Source organism: Bacillus sp. Xin1 (assembly GCF_013314535.1).
Lineage (GTDB): Bacteria > Bacillota > Bacilli > Bacillales > Bacillaceae_G > Bacillus_A.
Genome location: NZ_JABUAE010000028.1, coordinates 1 through 21,198 on the forward strand (window position 1 = coordinate 1; position 21,198 = coordinate 21,198).

Genomic DNA, 21,198 nt, shown 5'->3' on the forward strand with positions numbered 1-21,198 from the left:
AAAAAAAGACATCATCTTTCAATATGAAAGATGATGTCTTTTTTATTGTTATAAAACATATATAATGTTGAAACGGTTATGTATATTTTAAAAATACATACACTTTTCAATTCATCAGTTAGGAAGTGATTGGTGATGAGCAATCCGTGGATTAGTATTAAAGTGGCGGATGAACTTTTTTCTAAACATAAAAAAACTTTAAAGAGCAAGAAAAAACATAAATTGATTGAAGAAAATGTGAAAGAGGATCTAACGATAAAAGAGCATATGGAAGCAGACAAATTAATTGAAGAGGGGATGAAAGAGGAAAAATTATCTGAAGAGCATAAGGAAGTAAATAAATCTCCAAATGAATTAAAAATAGGAAGTGCAGGACGTTCCATAACCGTGAAAAAAACGTTTTCTACTGATGCTGAAGTATCTAATTTTTTAAATCTACCTACTATTACTACCAATCCGTGGATTAGTAATAAAATGGAGGATAAACTTTTTACTAAACACAAAAAAACTCTAAAGAAAAAGGAAGCAGATAAATCGATTGAAGAGAGCGTAGAAGAGGAGAAATCAGCGGAAAGGGGTAAGGAAGCAGATAAATCGATTGAAGAGAGCGTAGAAGAGGAGAAATCAGCGGAAAGGGGTAAGGAAGCAGATAAATCGATTGAAGAGAGCGTAGAAGGGGAGAAATCAGCGGAAGGAGACAAGGAAGCAGATGAACCGATTGAACAGAGCGTAGAAGAGGAGAAATCGGCGGAAGAGAAAAAGGAAGCGGATAACTCTGCCTCTGAATTGAAAAATGGAAGTGCAGCACGTTCTATAATTGTAAAAACCCCATTTTCTACTGTTGCTGAAGTATCTGATTTTTTAAACCTACCTATTTTAAGTAGTAAAGATGAAGAAGTATTTATATTTCAAAATGAAACGGAGAAAATGCTTAATGAATTAGAGGCAAAGATGTTAGCTACAGTACATCATTATCATGAAGAGCCATATTGTTATTTCATTTCTTCAAAGCTTTTTGAAAATAGGGTGCTTTTAGAAGTTATAAACTTGGAAGATATAAGCGATTTTGGGGATAGTTATATAAAACAATCATTTTGGACTCCTATGCACAACATGGTATCAAAAGAGAAAAAAGATAGCATATCTAATAATTATATAACGACGAGACTGCCGATAGAAATAGGAAAGTATAAAACTGAGATTGGTTTGAAAGAAAAAGTGATATTTCAAGAAAAAGTCACAGGAATTAAAGGGATTTCGCAGGAGGTTATTTTGACGGATAGTAAACTTTTTTCACCAGAAGCTAAAAATGTAAAGCAGAATCCTGTAACAGTTGAAAAAGGCATTTTACTTGTGGATGGTTATATTTTGCAGCGTATTGAGTATATCGTAGCATGCTCAAATGAGAAAAGTATGTCTCAAAAAAAAGTGTATCAGTTAATGCAAAACATGATCTTAGAGTTAGTCGTTCAAATATTACAAGAACAAGAAGTACAAATAGAAATTATATAGTCACTATTGCCATAGTGGATATGAAACATTTTTCTTGACTTTTTATATACAGGCAAGGAAAATGATGAAAAAGGAAGGAGGGGTGATAATGGAAGAGTACGTATTGGATCTTTATAATGTATTATATACAACAGGGTGGCAAGATATTGTTTCATTTCTTGGGATTTTATTTTGTTTAAAAATTGTAATTGTATACATGGAAGAGCAAGGTATGTTCTATTCCTTCTCATCTCTGTCCGATTTAGAGCGGGAACCGTTGCTCAGCTATGCCAATAATAAACGGATGGAACTTCCGTTTATTACATTCTTTATGATTCGGTTTATAACAGCAATTGTGAAGAGAAAGGAAGCGGAAGAAGGAGATTGCGATCTGACTTGTAATGCAGCGTATTGTTTATAAGCTAAATACAAGGAGGAGAATAATATGTGGTTTCGATTTCTTATGATCGGTTTCTTTTCACTAACAGCAATCTCATTAATGGGCTATCAAGTATCAGAGATTTATCAAGCGTATAGTGACATGTTTTTTAACAAAAATTAAACGAATTGCTATTTAAATAATAAAGCGATAAAATCCTTCTTAAGAAGTACGATTAAGAAGGATTTTTTCTTTGTTTAACTTGACGGTGTCAAAGTATTGTCACATTTGCACTGTGAATAATATGTTAAAATAGTGAGGTTAACTATACATATGTAGAAGAGGAAAAGGGAGTGAACAATTTGACGGATCGATTAAATAATCAGAAGAGCTATGCTCCTATTGTGATAACGCTTTCTGTGATCGTCAATGCGATTATTTTATTTTTGTTTTTTGGACCTGTTGGGTACAAGGGAGAAGTACATTTTGATGTAACAATATTGCCGATGTTAAATGCAATTTTTAACAGTTTTACATTTGTTTTTTTATTGGCAGCATTATTTTCTATTATTAAAAAGAATGTAAAGATGCACCGAGGTTTTATCCTTGCGGCATTTACAACAACATTGCTATTTTGTGTTTCCTATTTAACGTATCATTACTTGGCACCAGCGACGCATTTCGGTGGAGAAGGGGTAATTAAATATGTGTACTTCATTATTTTAATTACGCATATTTTCCTTGCAGCAATTATTGTACCACTTGCATTATTCGCACTTGTATATGGTTTTACAAATCAATTGACTCGTCACCGTAAGATTGTACGTTGGACGATGCCAATTTGGTTATATGTAAGCCTTTCAGGTGTTATCGTTTATTTAATGATTTCGCCGTATTATCAATAAAATGATCCTAGCCTTTTTGGCTAGGATTTTTTTGTTAAGGCAAATATTTTTGTGAAATGAAAAAAATATGTTATACAAAAGTATAGTAACTTTTATAGTGGAAGGATGGATAGGGAATTATGCAAAATTTTGTGTTTCGTAATCCGACAAAGCTTATTTTTGGCCAAGGACAATTAGAGCAATTAAAGACGGAGATCCCCCAGTATGGTAAAAAGGTTCTTCTCGTATATGGTGGGGGGAGTATTAAACGAAATGGTATATATGATAATGTAATCGCTATCTTAAAAGAAATTGATGCAGAAATTTTTGAGTTAACAGGTGTTGAGCCAAACCCGCGTTTATCTACTGTAAACAAGGGGATTCAAATCTGCAAAGAAAACGATATTCAATTTATTTTAGCTGTCGGTGGTGGAAGTGTTATCGATTGTACGAAAGCAATTGCTGCCGGTAGTAAATACGATGGTGATGTATGGGATATTGTGACAAAGAAAGCATTTGCAAATGAAGCTTTACCATTTGGTACAGTACTAACTCTTGCAGCAACAGGTTCTGAGATGAATGCAGGTTCTGTTATTACAAATTGGGAAACGAATGAAAAGTATGGATGGGGTAGTCCTGTTACTTTCCCACAGTTTTCTATTTTAGATCCGACTCATACAGCTTCTGTTCCGCGAAACCAAACGATCTACGGTATGGTTGATATTATGTCGCATGTGTTAGAACAATACTTTCATCAAGGTATAAATACAGAACTACAAGACCGTTACTGTGAATCTATTTTAAAAACGGTAATTGAAACAGCTCCAAAACTTTTAAATGATTTAGAAAGCTATGAGCATCGAGAAACGATTTTATATTGCGGGACAATGGCGCTAAATGGTATTTTAGCAATGGGCGTCCGCGGTGATTGGGCAACGCATAATATTGAGCACGCTGTTTCAGCTGTGTATGATATTCCGCACGGTGGTGGCTTAGCGATTTTATTCCCGAATTGGATGAAGCATGTTTTAGATGAACGTGTAGACCGCTTTAAACAATTTGCGGTGCGTGTATTTCATGTAGAAACAGATGGAAAAACGGATAAGGAAATTGCCTTAGAAGGTATTAAAGCTTTGAGAGACTTTTGGACATCTATTGAAGCGCCATCCCGTTTAGCTGACTATGAAATTGGAGAAGAGAAAATTGGTGTAATGGCTGAAAAAGCGATGGTATATGGTGAATTCGGTCATTTTAAGAAATTAAATAAAGAAGATGTAATAGCGATTTATAGAGCCTCATTATAAAGAATAAAAGTAATTTAAAAAGCCTTCTTGATATGTATCAAGAAGGCTTTTTGAGTGTTATTGAATGTTTTGTGGTTATATTTGAATGAATTTGGATGTTTTTGATTGATTTTTGGATTCTGTTTCATTATACTGTAATCAAAGAAGAGGTGAGTGATATGTTAACTCCTGAACGTCATCAGCTAATTTTACAGCTTGTGAAAGAGAGAAAAGTAGTAAAATTACAACAATTAACAGAAGAAACTGGAAGTTCAGAATCAACGATCCGTCGTGATTTAGCGCAATTAGAAAAAGAGCGTTTATTAAAAAGAGTACATGGCGGTGCTGCTATATTAACTGGAAAAGGTGAAGAGCCTACAATGGTTGAAAAATCAGCCAAAAACATTCAAGTGAAAAAGAAAATCGCTAAACATGCTGCGTCTTTTGTGGAAAAAGGTGATTGCGTTTATTTAGATGCAGGAAGTACAACATTTGAAATGATTCCGTATTTAATAGAGAGAGAAGTTACCGTTGTGACAAATGGGCTTATGCATATTGAATCGCTAGTCGAAAATAATATTCGTGCTTATTTACTTGGCGGGATGATGAAGAGTCGAACAAAAGCATTAATTGGTGCAATGGCACAAGAAAGCATGCAGCAGTACCGATTTGATAAGTGTTTCTTAGGGGCGAATGGTGTGCATGAACAGCTAGGATATACAACACCTGACCCGGAAGAAGCGTTGCTGAAAAAAATGGCGTTAACACTAGCAAATGAAGGCTATTTTTTAATAGATGAAAGCAAATTTTCTGAAGTTGCATTTGCGAAAATTGCAGGTATTGAAGAAGCGACAATTATTACAAATGTATTAGAAGAAGAGCAAGAAGAATATAAACGAAAAACAAATGTAATTGAGGTTGATAAACGATGATTTATACAGTTACTTTAAATCCATCGATTGATTATGTGGTTCAAGCAGAGAATTTTACGATTGGAACTGTCAATCGAGCGAAAGAAGATATGAAATTTCCAGGTGGGAAAGGGATTAATGTATCCCGTGTGCTTCATCGACTTGGAAGAGAGAATACAGCACTTGGTTTTATAGGTGGATTTACAGGTGGATTTATTGAAGATATTTTGAAGGGTGAAGGTGTTAAGACCGATTTTGTTCATGTAGATGGAGACTCGCGTATTAACGTAAAAATAAAAGGACATGAAGAAACAGAACTGAACGGGAAAGGACCGGTTATTACAGATGAACAAATGAGGCAGTTGCTGAAAAAAATGGAGAAGATGCAAGCTGGTGATTATCTTGTATTAGCCGGTAGTATTCCTGCATCGATTCCAAAAACATTTTATGAAACAATGGCTAATTTTGGAGCAGAACGTCATATTCAGGTCATTGTTGATGCGAGTGGAAGTGCACTTCAGCATGTAATTCAAAATAAACCATTTTTAATAAAACCGAATCATCATGAATTTGGAGAATTATTTGCAGAAAAGCTTTCTACAGTAGAAGAAATGGTTCCATATGGCAGAAAGTTAATTGAACAAGGTGTGCAGAATGTAATTGTTTCTATGGCAGGAGATGGAGCTTTGCTATTTACTAATGAAGGAGTATACGAGGCAACTGTGCCAAACGGAACGGTTATCAACTCTGTTGGAGCGGGAGATTCTCTTGTTGCAGGTTTTGTAGGGATATATGAAAAAACAAAAGATGTTGAAGAAGCATTTCGTTATGGGGTAGCAACAGGAAGCGCGACAGCTTTTTCGGCTGATTTATGTACGAAAGATAAAGTAGAGGAATTATTATCGCAAGTAATGATTACAAAGCGGTAGGGGGAACAGAATATGAAAATTACAGAGCTTTTAAAAAGAGATACAGTTATCATGGATTTGACAGCTTCAGCAAAAGAAGCTGTCATCGATGAATTAGTAGAGAAATTAGAAAAGGCAGGAAGGTTAAATAACCAAGCGGAATTTAAAGAGGCTATTTTAAAGCGTGAAATGCAGAGTACAACTGGAATTGGCGAAGGAATTGCTATTCCACATGCAAAAACAAAAGCGGTTAAACAACCAGCTATTTGTTTTGGTCGTAGTGTAAGCGGTGTCAACTATGAATCGCTTGATGGGCAACCAGCTCATTTATTCTTTATGATTGCGGCGAGTGAAGGGGCGAACAATACGCACTTAGAAACGCTATCTCGCTTATCTACTCTATTAATGGAGGAAGGGTTTCGTAAACAACTGTTAGAAGCAACAAATGAAGAGGAGCTTCTTCGTTTGTTTGATGAAAAAGAAAATGAAAACGAGCAAACAGATGAACTTAGTGAAGTAACAAAACCTGAAGGAAATGAACCATATGTATTAGCAGTAACGGCTTGTCCGACTGGTATCGCTCACACATATATGGCGGCGGATAGTTTGAAGGCTAAAGCCGCAGAGTTAGGAATTACGATTAAGGTGGAAACAAACGGATCTACTGGTGTGAAAAATGGTTTAACGAAAGAGGATATCGAGCGTGCAACAGCTATTATCGTTGCGGCAGATAAGCAAGTAGAAATGAATCGTTTCTCTGGAAAACACGTGATTCAAGTACCTGTTGCAGATGGTATCCGAAAGTCAGAACAACTTATTCAGCGTGCTGTAGATCGAGATGCTCCCATTTTTAAAGGTGTAAAAGAAAGTGAAAAAGCAGAGGGAGCAGAGAAAGAAAAAGGATTTGGTATATATAAGCATTTAATGAATGGTGTTAGTAACATGCTACCTTTCGTTGTCGGTGGAGGTATTTTAATTGCGCTGGCCTTTTTCTTCGGTGGAATTGATACGAAAGGTCCGATTGCAGAAACGTTAATGTCAATTGGAGGTAAAGGAGCATTTCAATTCCTTGTTCCGATATTAGCTGGATTTATTGCAAGTTCTATTGCGGATCGACCAGGATTTATGCCTGGTATTGTCGGTGGATTTTTAGCGGCGCAAGCAAATGCTGGATTTTTAGGTGGATTAATTGCTGGTTTCTTAGCTGGTTATATTGTACTTGGTTTAAAGAAAGTGTTGGCAAGTTTACCAGCGCAATTAGAAGGGATTAAACCCGTTTTATTATATCCAGTACTAGGTTTGTTACTTACAGGTGTATTAATGTTGAAAGTTGTAAACCCTCCTGTTGTCGCTTTAAATGAGGCGTTAACGAGTTGGTTAAATGGTTTAGGCGGTGCAAATGCTATATTATTAGGGCTTATTTTAGGTGGCATGATGGCAGTTGATATGGGTGGCCCTATTAATAAAGCAGCATTTACATTTGGGATTGCTGCAATTGAGGCTGGAAACTTTGGTGTGCATTCAGCTGTTATGGCTGGTGGAATGGTACCACCACTTGCGATTGCTTTTGCAACTACATTTTTCAAATCAAAATTTACAGAAGCAGAGCGTAAATCAGGTATTACAAACTATATTATGGGAGCGTCATTTATTACAGAAGGAGCAATCCCATTTGCAGCAGCTGATCCAATCCGTGTAATTGTAAGTTGTGTTATCGGTTCGAGTCTTGCTGGTGCGTTATCAATGTTGTTTGGAATTACATTGCCAGCCCCGCACGGTGGAATATTTGTTATATTATTAGTGAATAAACCAATTTTATATATTCTTTCTATATTAATAGGTTCTGTAGTATCAGCTCTTATGTTAGGTGTATGGAAAAAGAAAAATTCATAAAAACTAAAAATGACAGCTGCCATACTAGGTAGATGTCATTTTTGGTTTTTAGCATACGTTATGTATGTGGTTTATTACATAAAATAACATAACGTAATGAAGAATTGTAATGTTTTGCTGTTTTTTTGTAACAAGATGGTAATACTGTTACTTTTATTGCAAAAAAAACATATGTATTTGAAAGGGGAAAATGATAAAAGCTCTTAAAAATACGTATAGAACACTATTTTCTTTTATTCTACTTTATATTACAAAGCATTAATGGTTGATTACGAATCGTTTGTAATTGTGTGTTTTTCCTAATTTCGAAAAAAACTGTTGCTATAATGAGGACACGAAAACAAAGCGAATGGAGGCTATTCATGAAAAAATTAATTGGTATAGCAGCAGCAGCGGTTTTTGGTCTTGGGATTTTCACTACTTCTGCACAAGCAGAAACTGTTGTAACAACAGAGGTATTAAATGTACGCGAGAACCCAACTACTGAATCAAAAATTGTAGGGAAATTATTAAATGGTCATAAATTAGAGGTTACAAATACAGAAAACGGATGGTCACAAATCAAATTAAATGGTAAAGACGTATTCGTAAGTGCAGAATTTACAAAAAACATCTATTATGTAACAGCAAACGTATTAAACGTACGTGCTGAAGCGAACACAAACTCAGAAATTCTTGGTACGCTTAAGAAAGACGATATGATTGAAACAACAAGCCAAGTACAAAATGAGTGGTTGCAATTCGAATATAACGGGAAAACGGCTTACGTTCATCTTCCTTATTTAACAGGTACAGCACCTATTATTGAAAAACAAGAAACGCCTGCACCTGCCAAAGCTGAAGCACCTGCCAAAGCAGAGGCAAAAGCTCCAGCGGCACAAGAAAAACCAGCTGCTAAGCCAGCTACTCAAGTAAAAGCGGCAGAAACAAATGCTCCTTCTGGTGGTCGTGAACTAACAGTTGTAGCGACAGCATATACAGCTCATCCGAGCGAAAATGGTACATATGGCGGTCGAGTATTAACTGCAATGGGTCACGACCTAACAGCAAATCCAAACATGAAGATGATTGCTGTTGACCCGAAAGTGATTCCATTAGGATCAAAAGTATGGGTAGAAGGATATGGAGAAGCAATCGCTGGTGACACTGGCGGTGCAATTAAAGGTAACCGTATCGACGTTCTAGTTGGCACTGACGCAGTTGCTAACAAATGGGGGCGTAAAACTGTTAAAGTGAAAGTTTTAAAATAATGTTATTGTTGCTAAAAAAATAAATCCAGTTTACAAACGTTGAGTGCTGGTTTTTCAGGCTGTTAGGAATTTCCTAACAGCCGTTTTTGTGATTTTAAAATGGATATACAGTTCGTCCTGTAATAATCTTATAAGCACTACAGAATTGAGTTTGTGCATATTGTTTAGTTGATTCGTCTAAAGTTTGGTAATTTAATAATGTATGAAAGGAACGTAGTAAGCAGTTTAAAGCGAAATATAATTCTTCTTGTGAGCAGTTCTTTTCTTTTACTGCTGTTGCTAAAATGAGTTCTTCTGTTAATGTTGAAAAATTAATAGCGGCTTGTCCGATTTTCATTATATCCTCTCCGATCTTATTTTTTATCATATATATGTCTCGTTGGACAAACTATGTCAATTTTATTTTACTGTTTGTGGGTGGCAAGGAACGCACCTCAAGATTCAGAGAGAGGCGTGAAATATAAAACTCTATAAAATGTTGATTATAGTTAGGAATGATAATCGGTGAGGGAAGGAAGATGTTCCTATTGATTATGGGATTGTCGTTTTTATTTTTGAATTTCATTTACCGTATTGAAAGAACTTGCATTATGACTATCAAAATTGGTAAGATTGGATATAATGATCAGATGGATAAGATTACATAAAGAGAGTTGAAGTATATGGGAGAACTGCAACGTGAAAAAGTTGCTGTCATCATCGGGCCGACTGCGGTAGGAAAGACGAAATTAAGCATTGATCTTGCGAAAGCTTTAAATGGTGAAATCATTAGCGGAGACTCGATGCAAATTTATCGTACGATGGATATCGGGACAGCTAAGGTAACAAAAGAAGAAACGGAAGGGATTCCGCATTACATGATCGATATTAAAAATCCGGAAGATTCATTTTCTGTGGCGGAATTTCAAGAGCTTGTTCGAGGACATATTCGAGAGATTACAGAACGTGGAAAATTACCGATTATTGTTGGGGGTACCGGCCTTTATATACAAGCAGTTTTATATGACTATCAGTTTACAGATAAAGCTGGAGACTCTGTATATCGAGAGAAATTGGAAAAACTAGCGACAGAACATGGTGTAGAATGTGTACATAAGAAACTGCAAGGGGTTGATCCAGAAAGTGCGAATCGAATACATGCAAATAATGTAAGACGTGTTATCCGTGCTTTGGAAATTTTTCATACGACAGGTCAGAAAATGAGTGATCAACTTGAAGGACAGGAAAATGAGTTGCTATATGATGTTTCATTAATTGGCTTGACGATGGATCGTGAAATGTTATATGATCGCATCAACTTGCGTGTCGATCTTATGGTCGAACAAGGTTTGTTGCAAGAGGTAAAGGCCTTGTATGAAAGTGGTGTTCGGGACTGTCAATCGATCCAAGCAATTGGTTATAAAGAATTATATAGTTATTTTGAAGGTCGTGTTTCGCTGGAAGAAGCGATAGCTCAATTGAAAACAAATTCACGACGCTATGCAAAACGTCAATTAACATGGTTCCGTAATAAAATGGATGTCGCGTGGTTTGATGTGACCGAAGGTGAAAAAACAGCAGAAATTTTGCGGTACATAGAAGGAAAGCTATAATTAAAGTCGAATAATAAGTAAGTAGAGAAAAAGAGGAGGATTCGACATGAAGCAATCAATCAATATTCAAGATCAGTTTTTAAATCAACTCCGTAAAGAAAATACGTTTGTGACGCTGTACTTATTAAATGGTTTCCAGCTTCGTGGATTGATTAAAGGTTTTGATAACTTTACAGTTTTATTGGAAACAGAAGGTAAGCAACAGCTTATTTATAAACATGCTATTTCTACATTTGTTCCACAAAAAAATGTTTCAATTGAACTAGAGTAACAAGGAAATGTACACAATAAAAAAGAGCGAGGGATTCGCTCTTTTTTATTTATGTGCTTTTAAACATCCTCTAATGAATACGGAATATAGTGAGTCTAACAGTGGTATCACCTGTAGCGGGAATAGTGATTGTATTAGTAGTAGATTGAATAGCAATTGTAGTTCGTGCTTTTAAAGTTTCGATGCTTGAAAATGTAATTGAGCTCCCAATTGCGTTTGCTGAAAAGTTATCTGAAGGTATATTGCCATTAATGGAAATACCAAAGCCAAAGGGAGCTGATCCTGAAAATATTGTTGAAGCTGAAAAGTCAATGATATAAACACCATCTTCAAGGATTGTGATTGTATCTGTTGCATTGAAATGCATGTTATTTATGCTTGATGTAAGGTTAAACTGTATGTTTTGATTAGGTTCTATAACTTGTGGAAGTGTACTTTTTAGTACAGCTGTAGTTACCGGAAAGCTAAACCCCTGAAGTCCTCGCTCGCCTTGAGGTCCTCGCTCGCCCTGAGGTCCTTGTTCACCTTGAGGTCCTTGTTCGCCTTGAGGTCCTTGTTCGCCTTGAGGTCCTTGTTCGCCTTGAGGTCCACGTTCGCCTTGAGGTCCTCGCTCGCCCTGAGGTCCTTGTTCACCTTGAGGTCCTTGTTCGCCTTGAGGTCCTTGTTCGCCTTGAGGTCCTTGTTCACCTTGAAGCCCTTGTTCTCCCTGAGGTCCTTGTTCGCCTTGAGGTCCTTGTTCACCTTGAAGCCCTTGTTCTCCCTGAGGTCCACGTTCGCCTTGAGGTCCTTGTTCACCTTGAAGCCCTTGTTCTCCCTGAGGTCCACGTTCACCTTGAGGTCCTTGTTCACCTTGAAGCCCTTGTTCGCCTTGAAGCCCTTGCTCGCCTCGAGGTCCTTGTTCGCCTTGAGGTCCACGCTCGCCCTGAGGTCCTTGTTCGCCTTGAGGTCCACGCTCGCCCTGAGGTCCTTGTTCGCCTTGAGGTCCACGCTCGCCTTGAGGTCCTTGTTCGCCTTGAGGTCCACGTTCGCCTTGAAGCCCTTGTTCTCCCTGAGGTCCTTGCTCACCTTGAGGTCCTTGCTCACCTTGAGGTCCTTGTTCACCTTGAAGCCCTTGTTCTCCCTGAGGTCCTTGCTCACCTTGAGGTCCACGTTCACCTTGAAGCCCTTGTTCGCCTTGAAGCCCTTGCTCGCCTCGAGGTCCTTGTTCACCTTGAAGCCCTTGTTCTCCCTGAGGTCCTTGTTCGCCTTGAGGTCCTTGTTCGCCTTGAAGCCCTTGTTCGCCTTGAGGTCCTTGCTCCCCCTGAGGTCCTTGTTCGCCCTGAGGTCCACGTTTGCCTTGGGGTCCTTGCTCGCCTCGAGGTCCTTGTTCACCTTGAAGCCCTTGTTCGCCCTGAGGTCCTTGTTCGCCCTGAGGTCCACGTTCGCCTTGAGGTCCTTGTTCACCCTGGGGTCCTTGCTCCCCCTGAGAGCCACGTTCGCCTTGAGGTCCTTGTTCGCCTTGAGGTCCTTGTTCGCCTTGAGGTCCTTGTTCGCCTTGAGGTCCTTGTTCACCTTGAGGCCCTTGCCCACCCTGAGGTCCTTGTTCGCCTTGAGGTCCTTGTTCGCCTTGAGGTCCTTGCTCCCCCTGAGGTCCTTGTTCGCCTTGAGGTCCTTGCTCCCCCTGAGAGCCACGTTCGCCTTGGGGTCCTTGCTCCCCCTGAGGTCCAGTTTCGCCTTGAGGTCCTTGTTCGCCTTGAGGTCCTTGTTCGCCTTGAGGTCCTTGCTCCCCCTGAGGTCCAGTTTCGCCTTGAGGTCCTTGTTCGCCTTGAGGTCCTTGTTCGCCTTGAGGTCCTTGTTCGCCTTGAGGTCCTTGTTCGCCTTGGGGTCCTTGTTCGCCTTGAGGTCCTTGTTCGCCTTGAGGCCCTTGCTCCCCCTGAGAGCCACGTTCGCCTTGAGGTCCACGCTCTCCCAGAGGTCCACGCTCGCCTTGAGGCCCAATCATTCCAACTGGTGCAATTTGTAGTAAGGTAATTTGTAATTTCTTTATTTGTTCGATGATTTTTTGGGACACCTGATGATTAAGTCTAAATAACTTAGTGATGTACAGTGAAAAGTTGAGTAAGTTTTGTAATTCAATATAAGTTGCATTTGCTACAAAAGGTTCATTATCTAAAATCGTAATTGAATTTTCGACAATTGCAATGCCAGTTTCTCGTTGTGTAAGTGATAAGTTTAAACGTTCCAGTAATCCTTTTATTATTTCTAATAGGTTAGTGAGTTCTTTTTTATTAGAATGTGTTGGATTAGAAAATACAGTCGGAATAATATCGGTTAGATCGCTTAAGGTATCAGAAAAAAGATTCACGTATAATTCAGGGATAGGGGTATAATGAACAGCTGGAATACGGCGAGGTTGTGTTGGGAAATAAGGTTTTGAAGTCTTTTTCGAATTATCGTTAGAGTGAGACATTAAAATGCTCCTTTCTAATGGAGATAGTTAAAAACCTACCATAGTAGATGCAAGTTAAATGTAAAAAGGAATAGGGAAACGGGCTGTTTATATAAAAATAGTAAAAACGCCTATTTAGGAGGCGTTTTCTTTTTGTTTTGCATATTGATAATACCTTTTCAAGGAAATTTTTGATTTAAAACCAACACGTTTTATAATTTCTTGTTCTGGGATGTGTTGTTCAATTAATCGTAAAATAAAGGTATTTCGAAAATGTTGACTGGAAATTCCTTTTCGTAAATTTGCTCTAGCTACCTCAAGGCGAATCATTTTTTGGACTGCTATTTCTGTTAGTGCTTTTGGAGCATCATTTTCGTACACCCACCGATATGTATTACGATTGAAATCGAATGCTACAAACAATGGGTCATCACTATGGTATTTGGGGCGAACTGGCTCAGGAATTGTTTTATAATAATTATATAGTTGTTTTTTGTCTTCGTCAGTTAATTGAATGGTTCTTTCAACCCCTGCTACTGCTGGAATGGAAATTGTATTCGTTTCAAAATGAACGTGATGCATATTTAATGATACAAGTTCTTGTAGGGATAAGCCGTAATCGATGAGTAAATTAACAATAGAGATATTACGATCCATTAGTAATGGACGGACAGGGCGTTGTTTCTCTGATAATCCCTCTAATGAGGTTAGAGTATGTTTTAAGCGTTTTTCATCATCTTTTGAAATGAAGTCCTCATCACGTAACGCACGATTAGGCTGGATGATGAGTTCCATGTCTTTTAATGGGTTTGGGAGATTTAAAAACTGGTATAGTCTATTTAAGACAATAAATACACGGTGCATTGTTTTTTCAGAGTAATGTCGTTTCTTTTTTAAGTCGGAAAAATAATCTTCGTAGTCTTTTGTACAAAGTGTATCCCATATATTACTAGAGGAAAGTTTTTTGTTTTTTTCTAACCAATGCCCGAAATCTTCAATGTCATAGACATAACGTTTGATTGTTGAAGGTTTTCGGCCTTGATTTAATAAAAAAGAAGAAAAAGCTTGTATTGTATCATGAAGTTCCCGTGTTTCCATATTCCCACCACCCTGTTTTTTCTTATATTATAGCAAATTTTTCTGAAAATAGTTATTTGTAGGGGAAGTGGAAATATTAATAATATTATTTGGTTAGTTGATAAAAAGAGGTGATTGGATGGAACAATCGATGCGAAAGAAAAATAATAATCAAATTAATATCGTGTTAAATCACCGAAAAAAAGTTTCAGTACCTGCTTCAGAAAACAAATCCGTAATTTCACAGGAAACGTCTACGAAGCATGAGATGCTACAGCGAATCGAAGAGGAAATGGGTAAACTTGTTGGAATGGAAGATATAAAAAAAATAATAAAAGAAATTTATGCATGGATTTATGTGAATAAGAAAAGACAAGAAATTGGTTTGAAATCAGAAAAGCAAGTGCTTCATATGTTATTTAAGGGAAATCCGGGAACAGGAAAAACAACTGTTGCAAGAATGATCGGGAAATTATTATTTGAAATGAACATTTTATCAAAAGGGCATTTGGTCGAGGCGGAACGCGCGGATCTCGTGGGAGAATATATTGGGCATACAGCACAAAAAACAAGAGATTTAATAAAAAAAGCTATGGGTGGAATATTGTTTATTGATGAGGCATATTCCCTAGCGCGTGGTGGAGAGAAAGACTTTGGAAAAGAAGCGATTGATACGCTTGTCAAACATATGGAAGATAAGCAACATGGGTTTGTTTTGATTTTAGCTGGATATTCAAGAGAGATGAATCATTTCCTTTCTTTAAATCCAGGTTTACAATCGCGCTTCCCGTTTATTATTGAGTTTGCGGATTATACAGTGAATCAGTTGCTCGAAATTGGAAAGAGAATGTATGACGAGCGAGAATATCAGTTATCAAAAGAGGCGGAGTGGAAATTCCGGGATCATTTACATGCGGTGAAGTATTCGTCACAAATTGCATCGTTTAGTAATGGGCGTTATGTCCGGAATATTGTTGAGAAATCCATTCGAACACAAGCGATGCGCTTATTGCAAGAGGATGCATACGATAAGTATGATTTAATTGGGATATCAAGTGGTGATTTAACGCTAGAAGAAGAGACGCACAGTTCATAAACTGTGCGTTTAATTTGTGTGGAAAAATGCATCATGCTTTATTTTGTATTTTTTGTTTTTGCTCGTTGCTCTAATTTGCTTTTTGGACTTGTATCAGCTACATCTGATGCAAGTCCTTGTGGATTAACGCTACTACTTTGTCCGCGATTGCGGTTATTATTTCCTTTTGCCATTTCTTATCACCTCTATTCTTCTTTAGCTTTTTGTTGATATGCCCTATGATATCGCTCCATCTTTTTACTTTTTTCATGGGCAGATTTTGGGTCGAAATGAATTTGATTGACTGAGCTTTTTTGAGCTCCTTTGTTTACGTGGTTGGTCATTATGTTCACCTCTCTTTAAAATTTAGTATGGACACTATGGGCGGAAAAACACGTTAGAAAAGAAAAAACCCTTTACGATCTGTAAAGGGATGAAGTTACTATTTATGAATGGAACGCTCTTTACTATCTAAGCGTCTGTGTGGCAAATGCCATCTGTAATGAATAGAAATCATACGGAAGCAAACAATCAAAATGAATAAAGTATATAAAGCCCAATCGCTAACAACGATTTTGGCACCGATTAAAAATCCTGCTAAAATCGTCCAAAATGCATATACTTCTGCACGAAGGACGAGAGGTTTTCGACGTGCTAATAAATCGCGAATGATACCGCCGCCAATCCCTGTTAAAACGGATGCGACAATTGTAGCGCTAATAGGTAAATTGAGTTTTTGTGCGTAAAGAGCTCCTTGTATCGCGAATGCTGATAAGCCGATAGCATCCGTGATGTTTTCCCACCGTTTCCAATGTGTAATGAGTTTATTTGGAAATAGAAAGATAATCGTCATTGATAAGAGTGCGATTTGAAATAACATGTCCTGTTGCCAAAACGCGACGATTGGATAACCGATTAATAAGTTACGAAGGGCACCTCCCCCAAATGCAGTTGCCATTCCTAAAATATATACCCCGAAAATATCGTAATCTTCTTCCATTGCGACAATAGCTCCGCTGAGTGCGAAGGCAATTGTACCAATGATGCTAAAAATCTCCCATGCCATGAATTTTCTCCCCCGCTAACTAGATGAAATATGCTTCCTCTGTTATTATATTAGAAGGTTTAAATTTCGAAAAGGATGAGTGAACATATTTGATGGAAGAAAAAGAAAAAGTCATATTAGTTGGCTGTCAATTGCCGCAAGATGATGATGAACGGTTTATGCATTCCATGAAAGAGCTTGCGTCGCTTGCGAAGACAGCTCGTGCGGAAGTTTTGGTATCTACAACGCAAAAACGACCGAAATTTCATCCTGCTACATACATAGGTAAGGGGAAATTAGAAGAACTTGCAGCGCTGACGGAAGAACTAGAACCGGCCGTTATTATATTTAATAATGAGTTAACGCCTAGTCAAATTCGTAATTTATCTTCTGTATTAGATGCAAGGGTGATTGATCGAACACAACTGATATTGGATATTTTTGCTCAGCGTGCAAAATCAAGAGAAGGTAAGCTTCAGGTGGAATTAGCTCAACTGCAATACACAATGCCGCGTCTTATGGGACAGGGACTAGCGCTATCACGTCTTGGAGGTGGGATTGGTACGAGAGGTCCTGGTGAAACAAAGTTAGAAACGGATCGTCGTCATATTCGTTCTCGTATTGATGAAATTAAGAAACAGCTAGCGGGTGTTGTGGAGCACCGGAAAAGGTATCGTCAGCGCCGTAAGGGTAATCAAGTATTTCAAGTTGCATTAATTGGTTATACAAATGCTGGGAAATCGACGTTGTTTAACAGACTAACAGAAGCGGATACGTTTGAAGAAAATTTACTGTTTGCAACGTTAGACCCAACGACAAGAAAGATGCAATTGCCATGCGGATATACTGTATTGCTAACTGATACGGTAGGGTTTATTCAAGATTTGCCAACATCATTGGTTGCAGCGTTTCGTTCTACGCTAGAAGAAGCGGGGGAAGCGGATGTGATTTTGCACGTCGTTGATTCTGCAGATCCGAATTATGTAGGGCATGAACAGACTGTGAAACAATTACTACAAGACCTTAAAATCGATCATATTCCAATTATTACGGTTTACAATAAAAAAGATCAATTACATCAGAATTTTATTCCGTTTCCAAATAGTGATTTTCTTATGACAAGTGCTTTTGAGGAAGTAGATTTATTACACTTGAAAGAATCAGTAGAAATGAAGATGATGGAAGAGATGGAATCGTATAGGGTTATGATTCCTCCAAACGAAGGTAGATTACTAACGCTTTTAAAAACAGAAACGGTGTTAACCGGGATGGAATTCAAAGAAAATGAGTTTTTGTATGAATGTACAGGTTATATATTTGCTCACTCACCATTAAATGGACAATTAAAGAGATTTTTAGTGTAAAAAGGAGAAGAGAATAAAAATGTTTGATCGTTTGAAAAATGGAGATAGAATCGCTCCTATTGTAAAAGAAGTAGAAGAACAAATTACAGGTGTACATAAACGCATTGATGCAGTAATTGAAAGTAATCAATTTCGCGTATTAGAAAGTTTTCGTGAGCATAAAATTAGTGATTCACACTTTATCCCAACGACAGGGTATGGTTATGATGATATCGGTCGTGACACATTAGAAAAGGTGTATGCTGATGTATTTGGAGCAGAGGCAGGACTTGTTCGTCCGCAAATTATTTCGGGTACACATGCGATTTCAACAGCTTTATTTGGTATTTTACGACCTGATGACGAGTTGTTATATATAACAGGGAAACCGTATGACACGTTAGAAGAGATTGTCGGTGTGCGTGGTAAAGGTGTTGGTTCTTTTAAAGAATATAACATTGGTTATAACGCTGTACCGTTAACAGCAGAAGGGCGAGTTGACTTTAAAGCTGTAGAAGCGGCAATTCATGAAAATACGAAAATGATTGGCATTCAGCGTTCGAAAGGGTATGCAACACGTCCGTCATTTACCATTTCAGAGATTAAAGAGATGATCTCGTTTGTTAAAGAAATCAAACCGGATGTTGTTGTATTTGTAGACAACTGTTATGGTGAATTTGTGGAAGAGTTAGAACCGTGTCATGTTGGAGCGGATTTAATGGCGGGATCTCTCATTAAAAACCCGGGTGGTGGAATTGTAAAAACAGGTGGTTATATTGTTGGGAAAGAACAATATGTAGAAGCTTGTGCGTATCGTTTAACTTCTCCCGGGATTGGAGCGGAAGCTGGGGCATCATTGTACAGCTTGCAAGAAATGTATCAAGGTTTCTTCTTGGCGCCTCATGTTGCTGGTCAAGCGTTAAAAGGAGCCGTTTTTACAGCTGCATTTTTAGAGAAATTAGGCATGAATACATCACCAACTTGGGATGCTGCACGAACAGATTTAATTCAGTCTGTTCAATTTGATGACAAAGAGCGTATGGTTGCGTTTTGTCAAGCGATTCAATATGCGTCTCCGATCAATTCACACTTTACACCGTATCCAAACTATATGCCGGGTTATGAAGATGATGTCATCATGGCTGCGGGTACTTTTATTCAAGGTGCAAGTATTGAGCTAACAGCAGATGGTCCGATTCGTCCGCCATATGTTGCTTATGTACAAGGTGGATTAACGTATTCTCATGTGAAGATTGCGATTTGTTCCGCAATTGATGCATTAATTGAAAAAAATCTATTAACAATTTCGTAAGGGAAAGCTGTCGATTTCGACAGCTTTTTTTGCATAGAAGAATGTATTTGTGCCATTTTAAAAAAGAATGAAAAAATTTATAAAAAAATCATGTAAGAAAAGCTGACATCTGTTGACATCAAACATAACATGGTATAAAATGAGAAACAGTTAAGGCGAAGGAGGAACTGAAACAATGAAAGAAGATAGACGTTCTGCCCCGCTGTTTCCAATTGGTATTGTAATGGATTTAACACAGCTATCTGCTCGTCAAATTCGCTATTATGAAGAGCACAATTTAATCTTCCCAACCCGTACAAAGGGAAATCGTAGATTGTTTTCATTTAATGATGTAGATAAGTTGTTAGAAATTAAAGATTTGTTAGATCAAGGCTTAAATATGGCTGGCATTAAACAAGTATTGCAAATGAAAGAAAATCAAACAGAAGCAGTGAAAGTAAAAGAAGAAACAAAAGAAATTTCAAAATCCGAGCTTCGTAAAATTCTTCGTGATGAACTGCAACATACAGGCAGATTTAATCGAACTTCATTACGACAAGGTGATATTTCAAGGTTTTTTCACTAGGGATAACTGATTCTGAAGGTGTTTAGAGGGACTAAGGAGGAAATTATAATGGCAAAGTACACAAAAGAAGATATTTTCCGTTTAGCGAAAGAAGAGAATGTAAAGTATATCCGTTTACAATTTACGGATCTTTTAGGGATTATTAAAAATGTAGAGATTCCAGTTAGTCAATTAACAAAAGCTCTAGATAACAAAATGATGTTTGATGGATCTTCAATTGAAGGGTTTGTTCGTATTGAAGAGTCTGATATGTACCTATATCCAGACTTAGATACTTGGGTAGTATTCCCTTGGACTGCTGAAAAAGGTAAAGTAGCTCGTTTAATTTGCGATATCTACAATGCTGATGGCACTCCGTTTGAAGGTGACCCACGTAATAACTTAAAACGTATGTTAAAAGAAATGGAAGCGCTAGGATTTAATGAATTCAACCTTGGACCAGAGCCAGAGTTCTTCTTATTCAAAGTTGATGAAAAAGGAAATCCAACATTAGAACTAAACGATAACGGTGGATACTTCGACCTTGCGCCGATGGATCTAGGGGAAAACTGTCGTCGTGATATCGTTCTTGAACTTGAAGAGATGGGCTTTGAAATTGAAGCATCTCACCATGAAGTTGCACCAGGACAGCACGAAATTGATTTCAAATATGCAAATGCACTTCGTTCATGTGATGATATTCAAACATTTAAGCTTGTTGTTAAAACAATTGCTCGTAAACACGGCTTACATGCAACGTTTATGCCAAAACCATTATTTGGAGTGAACGGTTCTGGTATGCACTGTAACTTATCATTATTTAAAAATGGAGAAAACGTATTCTACGATCAAAATGGTGAGTTACAACTAAGTGACGATGCTCGCCACTTCATCGCGGGTATCCTAAAACATGCGCCGGCATTTACAGCTGTAGCTAACCCAACTGTAAACTCTTATAAACGTTTAGTACCTGGATACGAAGCGCCTTGTTACGTAGCATGGTCTGCACAAAACCGTAGTCCGTTAGTGCGTATTCCAGCATCTCGCGGTATCAGTACACGTGTAGAAGTACGTAGTGTTGACCCGGCTGCGAACCCATATTTAGTAATGGCAACATTATTAGCAGCAGGTCTTGACGGAATTAAAAATAAATTAACTCCGCCAGCTGCAGTGGATCGTAACATCTATGTAATGACTAAAGAAGAGCGTGAAGAAGCAGGTATTGTTGACTTACCAGCAACATTGGCGCAAGCATTAGTTACACTACAATCTGATGAAGTTGTATGTGGCGCATTAGGCGAACATTTACTTGAGCACTTCATTGAAGCGAAAGAAATTGAGTGGGATATGTTCCGCACGCAAGTTCACCAATGGGAACGCGATCAATATATGAGTCTTTATTAAGAATTTGAGGCCTGGATACTACGGTATCGGGTCTTTTTTTTATGTGGGCACTTTGTTAAAGGGTGTTTATTTTATAAACTGCCCGGTAATTACCCGAAAGATGCCCGA

21 protein-coding genes and 1 pseudogene are annotated in these 21,198 nt (G+C 37.9%); 15 read left to right on the forward strand and 7 right to left on the reverse strand.

Going from position 1 to position 21,198, the window contains the following annotated elements; translation table 11 throughout:
• Positions 1-135 precede the first annotated feature (135 nt).
• The 8 genes from HRG09_RS20070 to HRG09_RS20105 all read left to right on the forward strand — a co-directional run bounded on the left by HRG09_RS20070 (position 136) and on the right by HRG09_RS20105 (position 8,999).
• Positions 136-1,512, forward strand: a complete 1,377-nt coding sequence (locus HRG09_RS20070; protein ID WP_254610133.1) for a BC_2427 family protein — start codon at positions 136-138, stop codon at positions 1,510-1,512.
• 88 nt (positions 1,513-1,600) lie between these two features.
• Entirely contained in the window at positions 1,601-1,912 is a 312-nt protein-coding gene (locus HRG09_RS20075; protein ID WP_254610134.1) for a hypothetical protein, read from the forward strand.
• Positions 1,913-2,232: 320 nt separating this feature from the next.
• Positions 2,233-2,775: a DUF420 domain-containing protein gene (locus HRG09_RS20080; RefSeq protein WP_174102682.1), complete on the forward strand. Its 543-nt coding sequence runs from the start codon at positions 2,233-2,235 to the stop codon at positions 2,773-2,775.
• Positions 2,776-2,894: 119 nt separating this feature from the next.
• Positions 2,895-4,058 carry an iron-containing alcohol dehydrogenase gene (locus HRG09_RS20085; RefSeq protein ID WP_174102634.1) on the forward strand — a complete coding sequence of 388 codons (1,164 nt, stop codon included), beginning with the start codon at positions 2,895-2,897 and terminating at the stop codon, positions 4,056-4,058.
• A gap of 158 nt (positions 4,059-4,216) precedes the next feature.
• Positions 4,217-4,969, forward strand: a complete 753-nt coding sequence (locus HRG09_RS20090) for a DeoR/GlpR family DNA-binding transcription regulator (RefSeq protein WP_302480771.1) — start codon at positions 4,217-4,219, stop codon at positions 4,967-4,969.
• Positions 4,966-5,877, forward strand: a complete 912-nt coding sequence (gene pfkB / locus HRG09_RS20095; RefSeq protein ID WP_174102636.1) for a 1-phosphofructokinase — start codon at positions 4,966-4,968, stop codon at positions 5,875-5,877. Before HRG09_RS20090 ends, pfkB begins: the two co-directional genes overlap by 4 nt.
• A 12-nt stretch (positions 5,878-5,889) precedes the next feature.
• Positions 5,890-7,749 (forward strand): PTS fructose transporter subunit IIABC, encoded by a 1,860-nt coding sequence (locus tag HRG09_RS20100; RefSeq protein ID WP_174102637.1) that lies wholly within the window; start codon positions 5,890-5,892, stop codon positions 7,747-7,749.
• A gap of 362 nt (positions 7,750-8,111) precedes the next feature.
• The gene (locus tag HRG09_RS20105) at positions 8,112-8,999 is read left to right on the forward strand and encodes a cell wall-binding protein EntA (protein ID WP_174102638.1); all 888 of its coding nucleotides are present in this window, start codon (positions 8,112-8,114) and stop codon (positions 8,997-8,999) included.
• Positions 9,000-9,093: 94 nt separating this feature from the next.
• Here HRG09_RS20105 and HRG09_RS20110 read toward each other — a convergent pair whose 3' ends face one another.
• On the reverse strand, positions 9,094-9,330 hold the full coding sequence (locus HRG09_RS20110; RefSeq protein WP_174102683.1) for a hypothetical protein: 237 nt from the start codon (positions 9,328-9,330) through the stop codon (positions 9,094-9,096).
• Between the two features lie 331 nt (positions 9,331-9,661).
• Here HRG09_RS20110 and miaA point away from each other — a divergent pair, with 331 nt between their 5' ends.
• Together miaA and hfq are read left to right on the forward strand one after the other, a co-directional pair.
• A complete protein-coding gene (gene miaA / locus HRG09_RS20115) occupies positions 9,662-10,591 on the forward strand; it encodes a tRNA (adenosine(37)-N6)-dimethylallyltransferase MiaA (protein ID WP_174102639.1) in 930 nt (309 codons plus the stop codon).
• 46 nt (positions 10,592-10,637) lie between these two features.
• Entirely contained in the window at positions 10,638-10,862 is a 225-nt protein-coding gene (gene hfq, locus HRG09_RS20120) for an RNA chaperone Hfq (protein WP_000813896.1), read from the forward strand.
• A 70-nt stretch (positions 10,863-10,932) separates the two neighbouring features.
• Here hfq and HRG09_RS29830 read toward each other — a convergent pair whose 3' ends face one another.
• From HRG09_RS29830 to HRG09_RS20130, 4 genes and pseudogenes are all read right to left on the reverse strand, one after another.
• A complete protein-coding gene (locus HRG09_RS29830; RefSeq protein ID WP_309232272.1) occupies positions 10,933-11,280 on the reverse strand; it encodes a Gly-Xaa-Xaa repeat protein in 348 nt (115 codons plus the stop codon).
• 35 nt (positions 11,281-11,315) lie between these two features.
• On the reverse strand, positions 11,316-12,839 hold the full coding sequence (locus HRG09_RS29545; RefSeq protein WP_309232266.1) for a hypothetical protein: 1,524 nt from the start codon (positions 12,837-12,839) through the stop codon (positions 11,316-11,318).
• A 31-nt stretch (positions 12,840-12,870) separates the two neighbouring features.
• Positions 12,871-13,311 (reverse strand): annotated as a pseudogene (locus HRG09_RS29550) (collagen-like repeat preface domain-containing protein); the annotation flags it as partial.
• 114 nt (positions 13,312-13,425) lie between these two features.
• Positions 13,426-14,388, reverse strand: a complete 963-nt coding sequence (locus tag HRG09_RS20130) for a tyrosine-type recombinase/integrase (RefSeq protein WP_174102640.1) — start codon at positions 14,386-14,388, stop codon at positions 13,426-13,428.
• A gap of 118 nt (positions 14,389-14,506) precedes the next feature.
• Here HRG09_RS20130 and spoVK point away from each other — a divergent pair, with 118 nt between their 5' ends.
• A complete protein-coding gene (gene spoVK, locus HRG09_RS20135) occupies positions 14,507-15,463 on the forward strand; it encodes a stage V sporulation protein K (RefSeq protein ID WP_174102641.1) in 957 nt (318 codons plus the stop codon).
• Positions 15,464-15,501: 38 nt separating this feature from the next.
• Here the strand turns inward: spoVK and HRG09_RS29405 are convergent, their stop codons facing one another.
• Together HRG09_RS29405 and HRG09_RS20140 are read right to left on the reverse strand one after the other, a co-directional pair.
• Complete coding sequence (locus HRG09_RS29405) at positions 15,502-15,636, reverse strand: hypothetical protein (RefSeq protein WP_001051869.1); 135 nt, start codon at positions 15,634-15,636, stop codon at positions 15,502-15,504.
• A gap of 248 nt (positions 15,637-15,884) precedes the next feature.
• Positions 15,885-16,508 (reverse strand): trimeric intracellular cation channel family protein, encoded by a 624-nt coding sequence (locus HRG09_RS20140; protein WP_174102642.1) that lies wholly within the window; start codon positions 16,506-16,508, stop codon positions 15,885-15,887.
• A gap of 92 nt (positions 16,509-16,600) precedes the next feature.
• On the opposite strand from HRG09_RS20140, the gene hflX reads away from it, so the two are divergent.
• From hflX to glnA, 4 genes are all read left to right on the forward strand, one after another.
• Positions 16,601-17,851 carry a GTPase HflX gene (gene hflX, locus HRG09_RS20145; RefSeq protein WP_174102685.1) on the forward strand — a complete coding sequence of 417 codons (1,251 nt, stop codon included), beginning with the start codon at positions 16,601-16,603 and terminating at the stop codon, positions 17,849-17,851.
• A gap of 19 nt (positions 17,852-17,870) precedes the next feature.
• On the forward strand, positions 17,871-19,142 hold the full coding sequence (locus HRG09_RS20150) for a methionine gamma-lyase family protein (protein WP_174102643.1): 1,272 nt from the start codon (positions 17,871-17,873) through the stop codon (positions 19,140-19,142).
• A gap of 175 nt (positions 19,143-19,317) precedes the next feature.
• Complete coding sequence (gene glnR / locus HRG09_RS20155) at positions 19,318-19,707, forward strand: transcriptional repressor GlnR (RefSeq protein ID WP_002014475.1); 390 nt, start codon at positions 19,318-19,320, stop codon at positions 19,705-19,707.
• Between the two features lie 48 nt (positions 19,708-19,755).
• Positions 19,756-21,090, forward strand: a complete 1,335-nt coding sequence (gene glnA / locus HRG09_RS20160; RefSeq protein WP_174102644.1) for a type I glutamate--ammonia ligase — start codon at positions 19,756-19,758, stop codon at positions 21,088-21,090.
• Positions 21,091-21,198 lie beyond the last annotated feature (108 nt).